Origin of the sequence: Enterobacter sp. P82, from assembly GCF_037053385.1 — a bacterium.
GTDB lineage: Bacteria > Pseudomonadota > Gammaproteobacteria > Enterobacterales > Enterobacteriaceae > Enterobacter.
The window spans coordinates 2,171,232-2,190,461 of the sequence record NZ_JBALHX010000001.1; the positions used below are offsets into that span (position 1 = coordinate 2,171,232).

At 38.8% G+C, this 19,230-nt stretch carries 22 protein-coding genes; 5 read left to right on the forward strand and 17 right to left on the reverse strand.

All coding sequences use genetic code 11. The features are described from left to right. The first annotated feature begins 46 nt into the window (after window positions 1–46). The gene (locus WB237_RS10340; protein ID WP_047063447.1) at window positions 47–889 is read left to right on the forward strand and encodes a pyridoxal phosphatase; all 843 of its coding nucleotides are present in this window, start codon (window positions 47–49) and stop codon (window positions 887–889) included. Between the two features lie 13 nt (window positions 890–902). After that, a complete protein-coding gene (locus WB237_RS10345) occupies window positions 903–1,106 on the forward strand; it encodes a hypothetical protein (RefSeq protein WP_102789933.1) in 204 nt (67 codons plus the stop codon). A 38-nt stretch (window positions 1,107–1,144) separates the two neighbouring features. On the opposite strand, the gene WB237_RS10350 is transcribed toward WB237_RS10345, so the two are convergent. Beyond that, entirely contained in the window at window positions 1,145–1,873 is a 729-nt protein-coding gene (locus WB237_RS10350) for a methyltransferase (RefSeq protein ID WP_308926440.1), read from the reverse strand. 45 nt (window positions 1,874–1,918) lie between these two features. Here WB237_RS10350 and WB237_RS10355 point away from each other — a divergent pair, with 45 nt between their 5' ends. Together WB237_RS10355 and WB237_RS10360 are read left to right on the forward strand one after the other, a co-directional pair. Then, entirely contained in the window at window positions 1,919–2,167 is a 249-nt protein-coding gene (locus tag WB237_RS10355; RefSeq protein ID WP_336212820.1) for a hypothetical protein, read from the forward strand. Window positions 2,168–2,206: 39 nt separating this feature from the next. Further along, the gene (locus WB237_RS10360) at window positions 2,207–2,416 is read left to right on the forward strand and encodes a hypothetical protein (RefSeq protein WP_177317330.1); all 210 of its coding nucleotides are present in this window, start codon (window positions 2,207–2,209) and stop codon (window positions 2,414–2,416) included. Between the two features lie 40 nt (window positions 2,417–2,456). Here the strand turns inward: WB237_RS10360 and WB237_RS10365 are convergent, their stop codons facing one another. The 5 genes from WB237_RS10365 to WB237_RS10385 form a co-directional block, all read right to left on the reverse strand. Then, entirely contained in the window at window positions 2,457–3,236 is a 780-nt protein-coding gene (locus tag WB237_RS10365; protein ID WP_336212823.1) for a hypothetical protein, read from the reverse strand. Between the two features lie 104 nt (window positions 3,237–3,340). After that, complete coding sequence (locus WB237_RS10370) at window positions 3,341–3,634, reverse strand: hypothetical protein (protein ID WP_336212825.1); 294 nt, start codon at window positions 3,632–3,634, stop codon at window positions 3,341–3,343. A gap of 9 nt (window positions 3,635–3,643) precedes the next feature. Next, on the reverse strand, window positions 3,644–3,964 hold the full coding sequence (locus WB237_RS10375) for a hypothetical protein (RefSeq protein ID WP_177317327.1): 321 nt from the start codon (window positions 3,962–3,964) through the stop codon (window positions 3,644–3,646). A 1-nt stretch (window position 3,965) separates the two neighbouring features. Beyond that, a complete protein-coding gene (locus WB237_RS10380; RefSeq protein ID WP_336212828.1) occupies window positions 3,966–4,574 on the reverse strand; it encodes a hypothetical protein in 609 nt (202 codons plus the stop codon). 9 nt (window positions 4,575–4,583) lie between these two features. Beyond that, window positions 4,584–5,015 (reverse strand): hypothetical protein, encoded by a 432-nt coding sequence (locus tag WB237_RS10385; protein WP_039261849.1) that lies wholly within the window; start codon window positions 5,013–5,015, stop codon window positions 4,584–4,586. Between the two features lie 39 nt (window positions 5,016–5,054). On the opposite strand from WB237_RS10385, the gene WB237_RS10390 reads away from it, so the two are divergent. Next, the gene (locus tag WB237_RS10390) at window positions 5,055–5,501 is read left to right on the forward strand and encodes a glycoside hydrolase family protein (RefSeq protein ID WP_039261846.1); all 447 of its coding nucleotides are present in this window, start codon (window positions 5,055–5,057) and stop codon (window positions 5,499–5,501) included. Between the two features lie 40 nt (window positions 5,502–5,541). Here WB237_RS10390 and WB237_RS10395 read toward each other — a convergent pair whose 3' ends face one another. The 11 genes from WB237_RS10395 to WB237_RS10445 are packed head-to-tail and all read right to left on the reverse strand — an operon-like array spanning window position 5,542 to window position 19,229. Further along, complete coding sequence (locus WB237_RS10395) at window positions 5,542–5,811, reverse strand: hypothetical protein (protein WP_039261844.1); 270 nt, start codon at window positions 5,809–5,811, stop codon at window positions 5,542–5,544. 41 nt (window positions 5,812–5,852) lie between these two features. Then, window positions 5,853–9,389: a phage tail tip fiber protein gene (locus WB237_RS10400; protein WP_336212835.1), complete on the reverse strand. Its 3,537-nt coding sequence runs from the start codon at window positions 9,387–9,389 to the stop codon at window positions 5,853–5,855. 2 nt (window positions 9,390–9,391) lie between these two features. Next, window positions 9,392–9,787 carry a DUF6950 family protein gene (locus tag WB237_RS10405; RefSeq protein ID WP_139152906.1) on the reverse strand — a complete coding sequence of 132 codons (396 nt, stop codon included), beginning with the start codon at window positions 9,785–9,787 and terminating at the stop codon, window positions 9,392–9,394. Then, the gene (locus WB237_RS10410) at window positions 9,787–10,431 is read right to left on the reverse strand and encodes a hypothetical protein (RefSeq protein ID WP_050597010.1); all 645 of its coding nucleotides are present in this window, start codon (window positions 10,429–10,431) and stop codon (window positions 9,787–9,789) included. The genes WB237_RS10405 and WB237_RS10410 overlap by 1 nt, the downstream gene beginning before the upstream one ends. A 3-nt stretch (window positions 10,432–10,434) precedes the next feature. Continuing rightward, complete coding sequence (locus WB237_RS10415; protein ID WP_336212840.1) at window positions 10,435–10,989, reverse strand: hypothetical protein; 555 nt, start codon at window positions 10,987–10,989, stop codon at window positions 10,435–10,437. A gap of 51 nt (window positions 10,990–11,040) precedes the next feature. Next, entirely contained in the window at window positions 11,041–13,503 is a 2,463-nt protein-coding gene (locus WB237_RS10420) for a hypothetical protein (RefSeq protein ID WP_095439920.1), read from the reverse strand. Beyond that, window positions 13,490–13,801, reverse strand: a complete 312-nt coding sequence (locus WB237_RS10425; protein ID WP_139152905.1) for a hypothetical protein — start codon at window positions 13,799–13,801, stop codon at window positions 13,490–13,492. Before WB237_RS10425 ends, WB237_RS10420 begins: the two co-directional genes overlap by 14 nt. A gap of 56 nt (window positions 13,802–13,857) precedes the next feature. Continuing rightward, entirely contained in the window at window positions 13,858–14,148 is a 291-nt protein-coding gene (locus tag WB237_RS10430; protein ID WP_095439919.1) for a hypothetical protein, read from the reverse strand. A gap of 40 nt (window positions 14,149–14,188) precedes the next feature. Next, the gene (locus WB237_RS10435; protein ID WP_095439918.1) at window positions 14,189–14,662 is read right to left on the reverse strand and encodes a hypothetical protein; all 474 of its coding nucleotides are present in this window, start codon (window positions 14,660–14,662) and stop codon (window positions 14,189–14,191) included. Between the two features lie 56 nt (window positions 14,663–14,718). After that, window positions 14,719–17,541: a hypothetical protein gene (locus WB237_RS10440; protein WP_336212847.1), complete on the reverse strand. Its 2,823-nt coding sequence runs from the start codon at window positions 17,539–17,541 to the stop codon at window positions 14,719–14,721. Continuing rightward, on the reverse strand, window positions 17,538–19,229 hold the full coding sequence (locus tag WB237_RS10445) for a hypothetical protein (protein ID WP_336212849.1): 1,692 nt from the start codon (window positions 19,227–19,229) through the stop codon (window positions 17,538–17,540). The genes WB237_RS10440 and WB237_RS10445 overlap by 4 nt, the downstream gene beginning before the upstream one ends. Window position 19,230 lies beyond the last annotated feature (1 nt).

A 19,230-nucleotide genomic window follows, 5' to 3' on the forward strand; every position in this document is an offset into this window, starting at 1 on the left:
GTGTACTATCGGAAAAACTACATACCAAAATCAGGTGAATCTCTACATGGACTATCAGGTAATCGCCCTTGATCTGGACGGCACTTTATTGACGCCAGAAAAAACTATTTTACCAGCCTCATTAACTGCCCTACAGAATGCCCGTAAATCAGGGGCAAAGGTTGTCATAGTTACCGGACGGCACTTTGTAGCCATCCATCCTTTTTATCAGGCATTAGCACTGAATACACCAGCTATATGTTGTAACGGTGCTTTATTGTACGATTACGCCGAAAAAAGAGTTATTGCCTCAGACCCATTACAACCAGAACAAGCTACTCAATTAGTGAACCTACTTGATAGTTACAATGTTCATAGTCTGATGTATGCCGATGATGCCATGTTCTATCAAGAACCCACGGGGCATATTATCCGTACAGAAAATTGGGCTAAGTCTCTTCCAGAGTCACAACGTCCAATCTTCAAACAAGTATCCTCTCTTAGTGAAGCATCGCAAAATGTTGATGCTATCTGGAAATTCGCCCTTACTGATTCTGATACTGAAAAACTACATAGCTTTGGTCAGATAGTAGAGCGTGAGCTTGGCCTTGCCTGCGAATGGTCTTGGCACGATCAAGTAGACATAGCACAAGCCGGAAACAGTAAGGGTAAACGCCTGGCACAATGGGTAGAATCACAAGGTTTATCTATGAACCAAGTAATAGCCTTTGGTGATAACTTCAATGATTTAAGTATGCTACAAAGTGCTGGTTTAGGTGTGGCAATGGGTAACGCCGTTGATGAAGTGAAAGCATGTGCTGATTTGATTATTGATGACAATACTGAAACTGGTATAGCTAAAGTGATTAATCAGTACTTTGTGAATCAACCGGAACGTATAACTTTATAACGAGAAACATACTATGACTGATTCAGAATTTTTTGAAAAGTATCCATCTACAGAATATGAATTAAAGTTTGTTCATAGAAAGGAAAGTGGTTTTCAGGATTCTATTGAAGTAATAACATATAATCTCATCAAGAGGAAAACCGAGGAGCATGTGGCTACTGTTAAGAGAACGGAAGTAAACGAACCGAGAAAAGAAGCCACTATTTTTTGGGAATAAAAGAAAAGCCTGTACAGCCTGTACAGGCTTCATAAGCGTCATAGATTTGTGCCATCATAATCTACTAGCACGCTTTCACATATCACCTTCGTACCGTTCCATTCGTTCTTGTAGATACTGGTATCAATCCCTACCCCAGGTTGAAACGTGTACCCTGTATCATTAACAAACTTCTGGTACTTCTGTGTCTGTACTGAAGCGTCATAGTACCTATGGCCTGAGTACTTAAACCCTGCTGAACCCTGCGGTACAATCCATGCCCCATAGGACGCGAAAGTACTCGCATGTTCAATCACCTTGTATTCGAATTCTGAGCCTTTGTATCGGCCTGTATACGCTTCTGACGTGTTGATCTTACCGAATGGTGGATTGCCATAGGCAACCTCATAGAAACGGTCTGGTGAGTACTGTAGAGCGTCACCTGTGATCCATTCCGCCTCTGGTAGTACCCTCTTCCCGATCATTACGTACTCTGGATTTAGTTCAACACAGGTAATGTGCGTTGGGTTGTTTCTTAAGTACTGGTAGTAGCTGAGGCGACCTATACCCGCACAAAGTTCAATACATTGACCAGTACAACCAGCATCAAGTATGAAATCCCATGCGAGCATTTCAGGTGTGAAGAAAGCACCAGTAGCCCCTATACCATCGCCTTTGTAGTTGTTTAAGATAAACTCTTTATCGTCTTGGGTTAGTTGCTTATCTGAGTGGATGAGATCCATTACTTGAATGTGTAATGCTGATTCCTTTTTTGTAATTCTTGCCATAATATACCCTTGTACAGTTTGTGTACGGGTATTTAGGAAATAATAATGAAATCCCTAATAATGATTCTTATCCCGTTAACATTAGCGGGATGTGCAGCAGTACAATATAATGATGGTAAAACTGTTAGCATTCAGTCTGACGGTTGGTATGGTTTGGATAGTTTACAAAAAACAGCTAATGAAGCATGTCAGCAGTATGGGAAAGAAAAGGCAACTTACATACATAGTGCTAACATGAACCCACATTTACCTAAAGGTAGTGGAGTACAGAATACGTTCTGGAAGTGTGAATAATCCATTACAGATATATTTTATATTATTGAGGGTGAAAACATGACTGACGATGATTTCAAACGTAATTATCCACCAGAGCAGTATGATTACGTCCATATAAGCAGTAGAACTAAAGGTTCAATGGGTGAAACTGAAATCGATGTTTATGACATTGTTTCAAAGGAAACTGGTGAAAGAGTACTTAGAGCAACCTATACTGAGCATACTAACTTACGCGGATTAAAAACCACTGAAAACTGGAACTGGTAGAAAAAATGCCCGTAGATTCATTATACGGGCATTAGAAATACTATGAAGGTTCAAACACATCAAAAACTGACAACGTCTCTATGTTCATTCGCAAAATCAATTTATTTAAATCTTCTTTGAGCCGAATTATTTCAGCACATAACTTAAGACACATATCGACAAACTCATCATCGGATAAATTCTTTGTTAAATTATCATCAGCCTCACTATCATCACCATCGGTCATGGATAATCCCCAATAATTAACAATAACAATAATGTATGTTATCAACTCAAATTGTTTACTCGCGATGGTAGATAAAAAATTACTATAGGTAGTCAAATCAGGATTTATTTTTTTATTAACTTTCCATGATAAAGTTTTTACGTATTTTAAATCAGCCTTGAACAAACTCAAAGATTCACTACATTGCACCATCAAGATATTATAGGATCTGAGTGTGTTTCGAAGTTCGCGAGCATGTTTGAAATCAGTTGATTGGTTTTCTTTCATTTTAATGAGAAATGTTTGTGCCATTTTAACATGTAATGTAGGCACGTATAACCTTTTTATATCAGGTATAATAACCGTCATGATATGAACACACTTATCAATGACTTTATCTTTAGTAGCGTCACGTTTCCATTTTCTCGCAAATACTAAACCTATAATAGCCGCCATTGCCATAATAGCATTTGCTAACGCACTTACAGAATCAGACAACTTATCAGTTTTGATAAAACAAAGTACAAATATGATACCAAATAAAAATGATAGAAAAGAAATCAAATTCACTCTTGCAAACTTAACAACAACATCAACTGCTTTATTCCAGTTCATAGCAATAACCATTATCAGTATCAACTAGGAAATATTAACAACAAAAACAATTTATTATCAAGTGATATTTATAGCACAAAACAAAAAAACCTTACGGGGCTTTATTAGCTGCCACCGACCATGATTAGAAGCACTTGTAGTAGCTGTCCTAGTGGTACTTGAATTACTACAATACCAAAAGCATCTAGTACTGGTACTATGATCCAGTTATAGAGAATGATTAGGGTAATCACAAATCCAAGAGCATTACGCCAATGGAATGATACCTTTTCAATCTCTTCTTTGTTAGTTTCTATCTGCCCTTCGGCATTTGTTTTCTGTACTTCAGTTTCGATAGTTTTTCTCTTAATGAAAAAATCCATACCCTTTGATAGTAGTTCTAGTATTACACTAATCATAATTATTCCTTATTGAATTTGGCAAACACAAGAAACTACGCGATGACCTTTAAAGATGTGGTTGTATGATAATAGCACCTTTACTTCTATTTGTTCTTTTAGTAGTTCAACCATCAATACATCATCTTCATTTACTTTAGGTGTTGTATGATGATGGAAGCTATATACGACTAAATCACCTTTTGTTTTATCTACTTTCTTTTTTATGAGCTTACTACCAGATAGTGCTTTATCATATGGTAATGTAACACTTACAGGTTGTATTGTCTGAAAAGAAAAATCTGTTAGTACAGAATGATCATAACATGGGAAATTTTCTAAGTTATCCATCTTACTTCCTCCAACGGTAATCAAACGTACCGCGTAATGTTCTTAATTGTTCTATTACTTGCTTCTCGGTTTCATCGTAGAAATGAAACAATGGTTTTCTACCAACGGAACCATAGTAACCAATCACCCTCTGTTCACGTGCTAGTTTAGGATTGCGTCTAGAGGATTTCTTGGTAGTGTCGATTAAGTACGTATTACCGTTCTTACTCTTCACCTTTTTGTATTTATTACTCTTAGATCTAGAACGTAGTTGTGTAATGTTGCCCTGTTTCGTTAACTTAGCATTCTGGTATGGTATGATCTTACTTTCATTAACATGCTTATAAACTGGATCAAGAATGTACTTCAAATATGATGCTTGATTAGGTAATAGGATGATTTGGTTAACTGTCTTGAATTCACTTATCTTTCTAAAGTTAAAGTACATACTCTTTCCAGTAAACGCGACACCACCACCCGCTACATCATTATCAATCTTTCTTTGAATGTGCTGTGTAACAATACGCATACGGCTACTTAATTCTTTTTTAAATTCTTGTCCTATCTTTGGGCTATTCTTGTTTATGAATCGCTTCATATCATTAGGACTATTACTGTTTCTCCAAGCCATATCAATTCCTTAATTGAGTATTTCATATAATGATTGAAGGATTCCACGAATACGTACAGCATCTTTCCCACTCGGTAATCTTGCCTTATGCATTACGGCAAGGTTTAGATTACCCGTTTTTAGTCCTTCATTTATGATTAATGCTGTTTCTACAAAAAGTGTTTCTTTCATCGAAGGGAAAGCCCACAAGATGGTACGAGTATAATTCAACCCTTCTTCAATCTTGGAATTAACTATTTTTGAACTTGAACTATACTCACGCCATCCGTTTTCTATTGAATTATCTTTTAGTTTCTTAATATCCTTAACTCTCTTGTACATCTGTTTGCTGCCTATGTAGCTTGTGTTATCTTCAAATTGGAACAAGTACACGAATCCTACATAACTTCCGTTTGTTAATTCCTTCTCGCTCCAATCTTCGTTGTATTGCCATGCTTCCATATAAATACCTTATAAAAATTATCATAAGGTATTTATTCAATGGATATAAAAACACGACTCATAGATTATGAGGGTTCACGAGCATATCAAATACGTATGGGGTACTTTAGAAACAACAAGTATTATCCATATAAAGATAGTGAAGGATTCTTAACCGTAGGATACGGACATAAGGTACTACCAAACGAGAATTTCAATAATGGTATTAATGAGATTGAAGTACTTCGACTACTTGATAAAGATATAGCCATAGCAACAAGCCAGCTAAGTAAACTAAACCTAACCATTCCTAAAGATTGGCAAGACTTCATGATCATCATGATTTTTCAACTTGGCCTATCTGGAACGATGAAGTTTAAAAAGATGATTCAAGCACTACGTGATGCCAACTACACGGAAGCAATCAAACAAGCAAAAGATAGTTTATGGTATCGTCAGACACCAAATAGAGTTAATGCGATGATCGCACAACTAACTAATAAGTAAAAAAAGGGATAGTATCAATTACGGTACTATCCCTTTTTAATTACTGCTTTGATTGTTCAAGAATAGTAATAATCCTTTCAAGTTTGATATCCAATTCGTGAATTTGAATTTCAAGGTTTCGCAAGGTTTCTTTCATCTTGTCTTGTTCGTCGCTTAGACGTGTAATGTTACTATCTTGTACCGCAATGGTAGTTTCAAGGTAGGATACACGACTTAATAAATCAGTAGTATCCTTTGTATTGTCACGGAAGATAGAATATAAAACGCCTAACCCACTAATAACCAGAGCAAGAAGTGTCCCAATATCCATTAAGAATTTCCCTATATTATATATTTTGGTAATAGTATTTATTACGCATTATATAAAGGTTGATCCCCCGCTCGATATATAAACGCATTCAATAATGAAGGTACATTAAGTGAAGCTAAACCAGAACGCGATGTAGTACACATAACATAGATATAATTCCACTTGCCACGACCAACAGCAGGAACATAGATACCATTGATTGGGAAAGTATATGGTGTGTTATGTCCATTGTTACCAGCATCAACGAAAGCTAAGTTTGTTAAACCAATGCCATCACCACCCATACGAATATAGAAGTACTGACGCTCAAATGAAGTAAGTGTGATAGTCATATTACTATCAAGGATACGATCGAAATCTTCACCACGTATACGCAACGCTACATAGTGTTGGTAAGCTACTGGATCATTAGCGGCCTGACCACCTGATACAGTATGTGAACCGAAAATAAACGGCACTGATGCTATACCTGTAGACTGAGGACGGCAAATGTCACCTACGATACGTGAGGCACTTAGAGTACCAAGAATGTTACAGTTTTCATTGATAGTAACGTTGTTGAGTACTCCGCTGTTCGCAAAAATCGTACCGCGAATAGTAGCGTTACCAAAGTTGGCTGTACCGTTCTTGTTAATCATCCAACCGTTCGTACCATCCCAATTACTGGATTGTATCTGCTGGCTGATCTTCGCTGAGTCAATTTCACCATTCATGATATGTGCATTACGAATAGCGGCATTGGCAATCTTCGTGTTGTCTATTGCGGCATCCTGAATTTTCGCACGTGAAACGGAAAGGTTATTGATCATAGCCTCATTGATGCTCGCTGATGCTATCACCGCTGAGTTGATGTAAGTCTTACCACCCTGAACCACAAACGGATAAACCCTGTCTGATAGTTTGGCACTGTCCGTACTGATAACACTAAAGCGATCCGCCATTACGGTAAACACTGATGTTTTTTCATCTGCGGCTAAAGCAATGCCCGTTACGTTACCGTTGTTTGATACCTGTAGCTGCCAGCGTGAACCAAGTTCATCTACGATCTGTTTCTCAACAATGCCAGTAGCCGTATCACTGTTAAGTAGGCCATCAATAACATCTTCGTTCAATTTGCTGTAAGGAACCTTCGTGTTCTGGTTAAAACCGATAGTAGGCGACCATACCAATTCATCCTGTCCGAACACGTCATAGGCTGCTACTCGTGCGAACCATGAACCATCTTCAATACCAAACGATGCTGAATAACGGTTAGCACTGCTAAAGTACTTCGACCCTGAGCTAAAACCCTCATCAAGTGCGATTTGCAGAACGATTCCCGCATAATCCGGTACGTTTGATTCAGTCCAGTCAATGAACACGGAATCATAACCACTCTTCAAATTTACACCTAACAACTGTGGATGTTGTGGGTTACTAACTTCAATCTGAACTTCTTCACTATAGATACCAGTACCCCAACCATGAGCGATGATCCCAAACACACGGTAACGGCTAAGGCCATCACTGGTATTCATTGAATATGAGTACGTCCAGTTGCTTGTAGTGGTGTAGTACGATGTGATGTAGTTCCTGTATCGGTCATACACACGAATTTCATAATGTTTGAAGAAATCAGCGAATGTTTTACCATTTACGGCTATGTTAGCCTGATCATCCCAACGTAAAATAAAATCTTGAGCATAAGTCTGGTTTAAACCTACATCATCATTCACCATATCAAGGTTAGTAATCTTCGGTAATGCGAATATAACTTGTGGTGTTTGATTATAGATAGCTACTAAATCCGATGAATAACCTAATGTGTTATACGCCTCAATAGCAAAATCGTACTGTACCCCATATAGAAGATTTAATATCTCAAAACTTGTAGAGTACTGCCCTACGTTACCAATGCTGATCCAAACACTGGAATCACTGCGTTTATAACGAATCTTATAACCACGTACAGTTGTATCCTGACTAAGATCCCATGTTAATAGAACGGTGTTACCTGATGCCGTTGCCCCTAAACGTTGAGCCTGTAGGTTACTTGGCGGTTCTACGTATGTTGGGTTAGGTAGATTGGTCAATCCATCCTGTGGGAATTGTCCCGGATCTTTTCCTTGATATATACCATCATCATATGAAATCGCGGTGATCTGGATAATGCCTGCTTTATCTACGATCATTGGTACAGTACGTTGAATACATCTGTACTTTTTATTACTAAATCCAGCTTCTTTAAAATCAATTGTAAACACATCATATACTTTCATATCTGTTACATAGGTATTGAAAGTAATCGTGTTCGTAATGTACTTAGATTTTAGCAATTCAATGTTACTAAGAATAGCAAGCTGATTTTTATCCTGTACCCAAAGATAGTTTAAATCCTTCTTGATAATATAACCATCTTTAGCAATGGATGCGTTACTAATGGCATCACTTGGATAACGGATAATATCTTGTGAATAGTCATTACCTGGGTTTGTATAGGTACTGTCCATTGTATTAAAATAGTCAGACTTAGAACCCGTTGTGATATTCACACTGCCAATAATATTTGTTTCATCAAAATGTACACTTGGAATATCTGGAGCATCAACGGTTAGATAGTACTTACCGTTTGATTCATAAAGTACACCACCAAATGTTTGTAGAATATTTTCAATGTTTTCCTTAAAGGATTTATCATATTGAATATTACCATTGGAATAGAAATGATTCTGAGCACAATAGTTTGCCATATTACGGAAACTGGTTATATCAATATCATTAGGATCAAGCCCAAAACCAAATTCTGTATTAGTGATAAAGTCATATAGTTGGCTTGGTGGGTTTGAACTTGGTTTACGTACATTATCAGTTAAGTCATAGATCATACGTCCACGCATTTCTACCGATAATGTATAGTTCTGGTTCGTTAGAATCCCATCAATCAATGAATCATTGGTTTTCTTGATTACGGTACAGATCTGTACAAGACCATCACCACGCATGTTGTCAGTCCATTGACTACCGCCATATTGACGGGCAAGCGTCATAGAACCACCGTAGGACGGCTTACCGAAACGTATCTCAATCTGTAAGTATTTGCGGTACTTCTCAATCATCATTGAGGTAGGCACGATCCCCTCTGTGGTGATGTACGCACCATCCATGAGTACCGGAGCATTATCAAAAAAGATCTGCTTGATTACGCCTTGTGATTGTTCCCCTGGTACTTGCCCGATTTCACCGATACTGATCGCGTGAACCGTACATAACTGATTTGAAGTACCTTTATAGACGTTCTGCCATACGACGATAGAGCCTAACTTGTTATAAGCTACCTCTGTTGCGTTGCGGTTAGAACCGCCGTATGAAATCGGTATTCCAGTACTTGGTGATGTTGATCGGGCATTGTTACTACCCGTACTCGGATACGTTACCCCCATTTGGCCTACATTCATCATCTGTGATGAACTAATGTAAGATAGTGCTGCTGTACCAATACCTATAGCTACTACTGCTGCTAAAGCTAAACCTGCTGCGTATGCTGCTGCCGCTGCTGATGCCCCTGCGATAATAGCTACGGCAACTGCTGCTACTGCCATAGTTATTCCCCTTTAAATCTGTATATTTTGTCTTTTTCATTTGGGATATATTGAGAAACGATATAGTTAGATTTATCTTCTGATAAAATTACTACTTTCCCACGCCAATAAACTGTACTGTGACCTGATGAAATGATGATATCCCCATCAAGTGGTTCAGTTACTAATTGGCCTTTTTCTTTACACAATAGATGTAGAGTAGAATAACTACAGTTTGCTTTTGCGTATTTTCTACCTGCTGTTGGTGTTGTGTATTTCTGGTAGATTTCATCACGGTATTTACTACCGGTGATCATATCAATTACTGTTAGCACCATGATATGACAATCATTAGTACCGTACACTAAAGGTTCACCAACTAAACTACTTAGGTACTCTGTTATAAATCCGTTTTTCATTATTTCTTACTACTCTTCCAGAATTGTTCTGAACTATTTAGTATTCCTATTAGGTCAAAGAACTTATCACCAGTGTGTAATGATTGGTGTACTGATGTACTTGATAACAGGCGTTGTGTTTGGTCTAACTTCTTCCACAATGAATTTAGATTTACTGTTGTTTCATTTGTGGTATTACCTGCTGTGTTGTTAAAGTCTGAACTAAAGTAATCAATGTAACCACTAAACATACGATAGGCATATAAAATACCTCCTGTAGCTGGGTTAACAATTCCCATCCAGATATTAACTTTTGCATCATTCCACAATCCACGTAACGCCATAGATAGATAATCCTGGCTTACATTACTTACTTTTAAAGAAGTACCGTTATTATTAATTTGGTTCTTTTCTACATAGTTAGCAAATGATGAATCAAGGAAATCAGGTACTGACTTATAATTAATCCCGTTATAGTTTTGATCGGCAATGGCATCAGTTAGATATATGTTACTTCCGGTAGGTGGAAGTACATCTATTAGCTTTACCATAACACCACATTGATATAGTTCTTTTTCTGTTAGTACGGTTTTGTTATCGCCTCGTGTAAGGTTCCAGTACGCGACAAGATCCGCATTAGTTAGTACATTGCTTGGAATAGACATAAATTAACCTCTGATGTTTTCAGTTGCATTTATTGTCACTTCCATAATGTTTGTACTTGGCATCTGATATGCTGCGTTCTGTGGTGTAAGAATAAATGAACCTTGAATATTGTCATATTTCATTACTTCCCCAAGCTGGATGTTTTTGATTAATCCAGGGAAGATAGTAATCACGTTGCCAGTGTTGGCTATGATTCGGTATAGTTTCTTGTGTCCGTTGAATTGAATTAACGTACCAACTTCAAGTGTATTAGCATTAACGGCAATGGATGTTGCCCCCGCTGCCCTTGCTGCTGTTGCCTGTACTTGTGATGTTTGAGTACCGTTGTATGTACTCCACCATCCAAGAGGCATAGAGAACGGTTTGCCCTGACCATATAGAGCATAGAAGTTAGCGAGTTCAGCACGGTTCATCTTGTTCAAGGTAACTTTGAAACTAAGGGTAAAGTACTGCGAACCAACAACACGTGTAATAGTTTCACCTGTCCATGTTTGGTTTTGGTATTGCGGTATATTGTCCGTTAACATGAACTCACTAATAAGAGTGCTATTTAACATATTATTATTCCTTTAATAGTTAGCCCACAATCCATGTGGGCTATATGATATTTATACGTTATTCTTCTGAGATTTACGTGTTGCCTGAACAATAGTATCAGCGTGTTTATCACACATCTTTTGGAAATCTGAATCTGAGATTTGACCATTACTATTAATAATTAACGGTGCGTCAATCTTAATATCACCTGATTTACTACCATCCTGATTACTCAAGTATTTTGTTAAATCCTGGTTTAGTGATTTACCTACTACACGTTCGCCTTTTTCAAGATTGTATGTACCAGTACTTGGTAGTGAATCCCAACCATCATGGGCTTGCCCCTGGATAGCTGTACCTTTGATAGTACGGACAATGGACGCACCTTGAGCTGCTACCTGTAGACCTGCTGCGATCCCCATAGGCCATCCAAGTTTGATAGCTTCGGATATGCCCTGCTGGATGTTGATCACTGCCTGAGCAATAGCAATACCTTTACTTACGGCAAAAGCTGCCTTAGCCGCTGCTGATGACTCACCGAAAACCCCAGCCATGATAGTTCCTACATCACCTGCCCCCGCTTGCCACATACCTAAAGTACTGGTTAGTGCGTCTGCGGTTAATCGACCACGTTTCATATCGGCGTTGGCCTGAATCGCTGTTAGCTGATCCTGGTACTCCTGGAACCCAATTACTTTGGCATCGTATAGAGCTTTAGCCCCATCCTGGTTCTCTTGCTGTTCAGTGTTTACTTGCTGTACTTTCGTTGGATCTGGTGAGAAGTCTAATGGGTTTGTATACCCTAATCCCTGACTTGCTGTGCCACCTGTCCATGTCTTACCCGCTGCTGCTGCTTTGGCTTTAGCCTCTGGTGTGGCATTCGGATCACTGGCAATTGCGGCAATGTTTTGTGCTTGTTTTAAACGGTCTGTTTCAGCAAGCATTTCATCAACCATAGTTTTGTACTTAGTCGCACGGCTTTTATATTGCTGATCTAACATTGCTGTAATTTCAGTTTCACTCTTACCAGCTAATTTACCTGCTGTACTGATACGTTTTTCAATTTCATCTTGTTCATAGTTAAAACGAGTAATACGTATCTGAGCTTCGTTAGTACCGATCTGTGATAGAGTTTGTTCTAATAGTGCTTTTGCTCTTTTAGTTTGTTCATTAAGTTTATCTTGTGCGGCTTGTGCTTTCTTGGCTGCTGCTTCATCTTTCTTAGCTTTATCTTCACGTGCTTTATCTTCATCGGCTGTTAGGCTTTTTACTAACTTCTCTCGGTTAGCTTTATAACCTTCATCAAGTTTAGCTAAATCGGCATTCATTGCCGCTTCATCACCCTTATATGCACGTACTAAAGAATCTTTAATTGTTGCTCGTAATTGTTTGTGAGTAGCATCAAGTGTATTAATCTGTGCTTGTGTCTTCTGCTTAGCTGAAAGATAAGGTTTCAACGCTGTATCAATAACACTTCTATCTGAGCCTTTATTGTATTCTTCTTTCTGTTTATCAAGTAGATTATGTGCGGCATCAAGATTAGCTAAAAGATTCTCAAAGGTTTTGTTATTAGCTTCTTGTTGCTTCTGCTGATCTTCTACCATCTGAGCACCATAGATAGAAGAGTTTTTTTGTATCTGCTGTTGGTACTGTTTTTGGTATTCCTGTACTGCCTGTATACCCTGCTTACTCGTAGCGGCTGCGGCTGCTGCCACTGGCTTACTGTTAAGTATCTTAGTCATTAAATCAAGAATATCAGCAAGGCTTTTAGCAACAGGGGCAAGTGTTGAATTTCGCCACGCATCCCACGCCCTTGATAGATTATTAGTTGCCGTTCTATATTCTTCAAATTGTCGTGATTGCTCTGCTGTTAACTGTATAGTTTCATTAGCAAGGCTATTTTGGTACTCTTGTTCAGTACTGAATTCTCTATATACAGTCATGCGTTTAGTAGCATCGTTAGCTACGGTTTCCATCATCTGTACAATCTGAGCCTGACTAAAGCCCATTTGTTTAGCTTGATAGTAAATCTTAGCAATAATATCTTCACCGTTTTCTGCTGCTTTCTGTAACTCAAACATATTCAACTTCAATGGTTGAATCACATCGGTTAGCATAGAGCCAGCGTTATTCGTGATAGCATCGCCTAACTTATCCTTAGCATCTTTCATCTGATCGGCTACTTGATCCATAGTCAGACCAACACCCGCAAACATATTAGCCGCCTGTTGTATCTGTACTATGCCAGTTTGTGATAGTGATGCTGCCTGAAAGACTTCAAACGCCTTTTCTGATTGAGCTTGAACGTTGGCTAATGTGGCGGCAATGGCGATACCTGCCACCCCTACCGCACCAGCGAAACCAGACATAGCTTTAGCCGTGGTTGATAGTCCGGTGTTGAAACTACCGAACACACCGCCAGCACGATCCCCAAAATCACCTATATCATTTGCTGCGTTTTTTAATGATTTTTGTAATCCAGATTCATCACCTGTGATTTCAAATATCATTGATTGTTTATTATTGTTTGCCATGTGGCTTTACTCCCATCCAATTAAGCATGTTTGCTTTTTGTTGTTCTGCGATCTTCTTCTCCCTCTCTGCTTGTTGTTCAGCTAAGGTTTTATTTGAAATAATGTTCAATGAATCGAGTTCATAGATACTAAATTTCGGTATATCTTCTTTCTTGATATTGCCAGTACTTAACCATATTGCCTGTAGTAGTTCTGTATGCCTGATTTGTTCAATTTGTGATGAATCAGGATCAACCGATTCTTTGAAAACTAATAGGTAGAAGAAAAGCAAAACGGGCATAGTGTAGAGATCATCCACACTACACCCGCTGTTATACAATAAAGATAGTGATAGTCTGAGAATCGGATCGCGTCTTACTTTACCTCTACATCCTCAACATTAAAGGATTTGGCAAACACATTACCGATCTCGGCATTTAGTTTTAGTTGTACTGTTAAATCTACATTCTGTTCAACTTGTTCAGGTGAATCAAAAATCTGTTTACCACTTTCATCAACCACACAATAGAAGATCGCTTTATATGGATCTGAAACTTCTGCGTGTTGGGTAATAGTTGGTAGTTTGATGTATACAGTACATTCTGGTGTTAGTACTACTGGTGTTAACTTCACACCAATAGCATTCATAAGATTAGTAAAATCCATTTCGCTTTATCCTTGTTAGTTGGTTTGTAGTATTTAGTACTTACGCACGAGTAACTTCACCAACCGCAATTGGAGCACCAGTAACGGAAACAACGAAATCACGAGTAACCACGCCGTCAAAATCACCATTAACTACATCAGAACTTACATAACCGTTTACGATGCTGTAATAAGCGGCACCATCTTGATCATCAATATTCTGGAAATAGGTTACTTTAACCTGGATTAGTGTTTGTGCTGCTGCGGCTGCCGCAAGCATTTCTTGACCTGTCGCACCTGGTTTCCAGTTAACAGTTAGAGTTAGATCCGGTACTGAACGAGAACCAAGCAATTTCTTAGCGTACTGTTGACCGAAAGTGTTCACACTAACAACGTTAGATTCCGCACCTGCCGCTGATGGAAAAGCACCAACTTCTTCAACAACAGTAAAGGTAGTTGCCTGACCGCCACCCGCTGGAGCATTAGCGATTTCAACTTTTACATTATTGCCTACAAAAATAGAATTAAAAGCCATATTTAATATTCCTTTATATATTTGGGGAATCAGTCCTTGATACCCCTTCTGTTTATTTATATATGTTGGTTGTAGTACTTCATGTAAAGTGCTAAACCTCTTAGTAGTTCACCTGTATAGAATCCAAAGAACATTGAATTATTCTCTGGTGTTGTAGGTGTTCCACTTCTGATAGCTGATGACCATCCACCATTCATTACGTGATTAGCTGAAACTATGTTATAGTTCTGTTGAATTTCCGCGAATAGTAAATCAAGTAATTCGTGATCTGGATAACCTGCTATTGCCATCATTGAAGCACCAGCAAGCCACAAACCAGACATATGACCTGTAAACCCATCATAAATTACTTCACCATCATCTTTAAATCGTGTTGGTGCGTGGCCATCATTATTTTTCATAAACCACTTTAAGTAATTCATCCAGTTCTTACTGTAAGTGATAATGTTCTGTGGAATAGCATAATCACCACGTTGATATAGCTCATGAACTACATCACAACCTGCAAAGAACGCACGAGGTTCATAACCTGACCATGCTTCTTCATACCAGTGCTGCATAATGAATTGATCCGGTTTACCATCAGGGGCATATGCTAAAGCGTCCTGACGGTTCCATACATAAGCCTGAGCACACGGACCAGGTAAAGTAGGATGGAATTTATTAGTAAACCAGTCCTGAGCATCACATAAGAACTTAATACTATTATTTAGTCTGGTTTGATCAATTGTCGTACCCTTAAAGCACCAAATCGCGGGCAATTGATACCCAGGGTATGGTAATCCACGCCAACCGGAATACAATTGAGCATATGGATCTGTGATGTTACTGAATGGTATTAGTCCTGGTGTATATGAAAGGCTATCAAGCATGTAATTACGAATTACACAATCACCTAAACGTGCTGTATATCCATTACCAGTACTATCATTGAATGTTAAACTTACTAACACTGAATAATCACCTGTACCACCATCGTTATAGAGTGCTGGTAAATCGTTAACACAATACCAATCAATACGCCCTGAGACACCATCAACCGGATCGGTATCAAGTAATAGTGTAAACTCTGTACGTCCTGTTAGTGTTGGTTGTCCTGGTTGTTCATCACCTTCTTCATGATCCGGTTGATAAGAACTCAATTTAAAATCCAGTACATTAAACGTTTGTGTTACCCATGCCCCGTTACTTGCTGGTAGCATAGCCCACCAACGCCAACCAAGATCATCAACAATACGGATATTAAAATCATCAGCATATGTTCTGTATGTGAAGCTGTTTAAATCCTGTGTTTCATCATCAAAGATCCAGAAACCAACTGTAGAACTACCGTCAGAATCCATAGTAGTAGAAATCACGTTGTCATAGTATGTTCCAGCAATACCGGAAACATATTGTAAGGTAGTTACTGTATTATCCCCATAATCGGAAATCATACGCATATCTGCTGTTAAGTACTGTCCACCGTCTGGTTTAGCAATTCTGGTGAAATGGTTCATCGGTATATCCATTGATATAATACTATTATCAGTATTAGTAATGGGTAAACCACAACGGTATCTAATAGCACCATCTTCTGTTTTAGTTTTATTCACTGTCATTGCTACAGCAAGGCTTAATGGTTTGCCAGTAGTATCAACACCACTATATTCAACATGGAAAGTTGAACTATTATTAAATTTGAACCATATAGATTGTTGTTCAAGTGTTGTTTGTGCTGAGGCACTTTGATTAATGACTATATAGCCGTCTGAATCACGTGAATATGATGCTACTTGATTACTTGGATAGAAATAATCATATGAAATACCATCAGTAAACGGCGTTATAGCAAGTGTACTTTTACGAAAGAACATATCAAATTTATCAATATCAGAATATCCAATACATGTAAGTAGTGAGTTCTGCCATGCTAAGTAATAGATACGATCGCCTGTGATATCCCATAGTAGCTTTGCCGCCTGACAGAACCACAATTCAGCATCTGATGCGTTATCAGCGAAATCAAGTGAACCGTAGTTATCAATGGGTACGTTTACTGGCCTGTTGTGCCAACGTTCATTACGCCCCATCAGATAACCACCCTCTGATACAGGGTTCTTTGTGGCGTAGTTGAATCGGTAATTACCGTTAATAGACGTGTCCTTGAGCTGGACTGTACCAATCTGGCTTGTTAGTCCTTCTGCCAGTACATCACCATTGCTATCTATCTTGCGGCCTGTACGGTCTACAATCCAATCAACATCATAGGTAGGGGCTTTAGTATCCCAATCAATGCTATCTTCACTGGCTAACCATGCGTAGGCAGTTGCGTTAACCTGGTTCCAACCAAGCCCCGCTCTTTCGGGAAAGGCAAACCAAACAGCATCGAGGTATTCACCGTAGTTAGGTGAACCATGAGGTATCTGTGTTTGTCCGTTCGTCCATGTGAACAATACGCCCTTGAACCCGCCGTGAGTTGGATACTCTGGATCTAATGGGTAATGTGCCAGTACTGGAGCCTTACCGTTACAGATCCAGTTACAACGCAATGAACCATCAGGTGGATCAGGAAACGCTACACCACGGAAGAACGCCATGTGATAGGCGTTGAAAAAGTCTTTAGCACGTTGTAGGTAGTACGGTTCTTTGGTTGCCTGATACGCATAGATAGCACCAAGAATTGCTAAGGATTGTCCTTCTGTGGTTGCATCACCGTCCGGTTGTGCTTCCCATCCCGTTTCCGCTATAAAATGCCTGTTGTTACATATAACGTTTTGTGGGTTTAGTACATAGTGATCTGTTTTATTATCATTAACTAAACCAGTATTACGTTCTAAAAATTTCCAATGCCCTTCAATCATCTGTTGGGCATTGCTGATATTTTGTTTTCTTATCATTCTTGTAGATCCGCCATTAGTAAGGAGCCGTACCAGGTACTTCCTCCATCTATTGACAAGAATTGAATTACATCAATTGAATCTTTCGTAAAGGTTAATACTGGTTCACGCCCATAAGACCATTTAACATTAGAAGGCCATGAAATTTTATTTGCCCCTGTTCCTTGTGTTAATAACATCGTGATAGTTTGGCTGTTTAAATTACTTCCACTCGCATTTATAACACTGAGTTGTGTTACTGGTGCTGTTAGAGTTGCTTTGAAAACACGTTTACCATCAGACATATCAAGTTCTAATGTATCTTCTACGTTATTTATTGTTAGAAGGTCTTGAGTGATAGTTACTTTGGTATCAATGTTCGCTTGTAGTGCGGCATCTTTGGCATCAATTTGTGCTTTTGAATACGTTCCTACATCGTTATAGTTCAAGGTTACGTTACTGTTTAAAGCATAACCGTTAATTGTAGTGATACGTAACGCAAACAATCCGTTGCTTTCAGTACGGGAATATACATCACTAATATCTGCTGCTACTAATTGAATGTTAGTACCAGATAATGGCTTGTTATTGATTAAGAACGTCTTAGGCACATAAGTACTATTACTATATGCTAAAGATGCCATATCAGTAAGTTGTGCTGCCGTTAGTGTGATATTGCTACTTAAAGGCAATCCGTTAACAGTAACTGTTTTAGCTACAAAGGTATTATTAGCCTGTGTCTGTGAATACACATCAAGTATATCTGCCGCTACTAAGTTCAACGCCGTTCCTGATAATGCGTGTCCATTTAATTGAAACACTTTCGGTACTACGTTTGAATCAATGTAGGTCTTAGAGTAAACATCACTAATATCTGCTGCTACCAGAGTAATGTTAGCTGTAAGTGCTTTACCATTGACAGTACGTGTGATTGGTACGTAGTTACTGAGATCGGTAGCGGCTGCCGCACCAAGTTCTGTTAGCGTTGGTTTATCAGCACTGGTGTAGACCTTGTACCATGCCCCGTTACTTGCTGTTGAGAAGTTACGAAAGTTGAGTACTGGCGTACCGGTTTTGCTCATTACCAATTGAGTACCGTTAGAACCATCAAGGTTAGTGATACCCAACATATCAACACCTGTTGGTGCGTTGGCTGCTGCGATCTTAACGAATGAGTTACCGTCACGGCCTTGATAGCTTGGAAACTCGTTACCGTTCGAACCAACACCCCAATCACCGCGATAGAGTTCAACTACTGACTCATCAAGAATACCTGCTGATACCTGGCTTTCTGGTGTGAATACGTATGAGCGGGTAACAACCTGATCCATATCCGACGTATCGGAAACGCTGGATAAGTAACCGTTGTAAAGCACATAGTTTACGGTAGTATCGTTTGAACCTTCATCAAGCATTTCTACCTTGACCTGTACTAATTGCTGAGAATCAACAACAGAATCAAGTACGGCGTTTTCACCTGGAATATAGTTAACTGAAATAGTCATATCACCATATGAACTATCACCCGCTACTTTAGAGGTGTAAGTACTATCATATGTTTCTACAGTTGAAACAGAAGTTGATTCATTAAAACTTGGAAATGCTGAAAGGTTTTCTACTTGAACAAAAGTACGGGCATTTGGATCAACGTTGGTTGTATCGGTATTAATCCATACTGTAGTTAGATTCCCTAAAAATGTTTGAGCCATA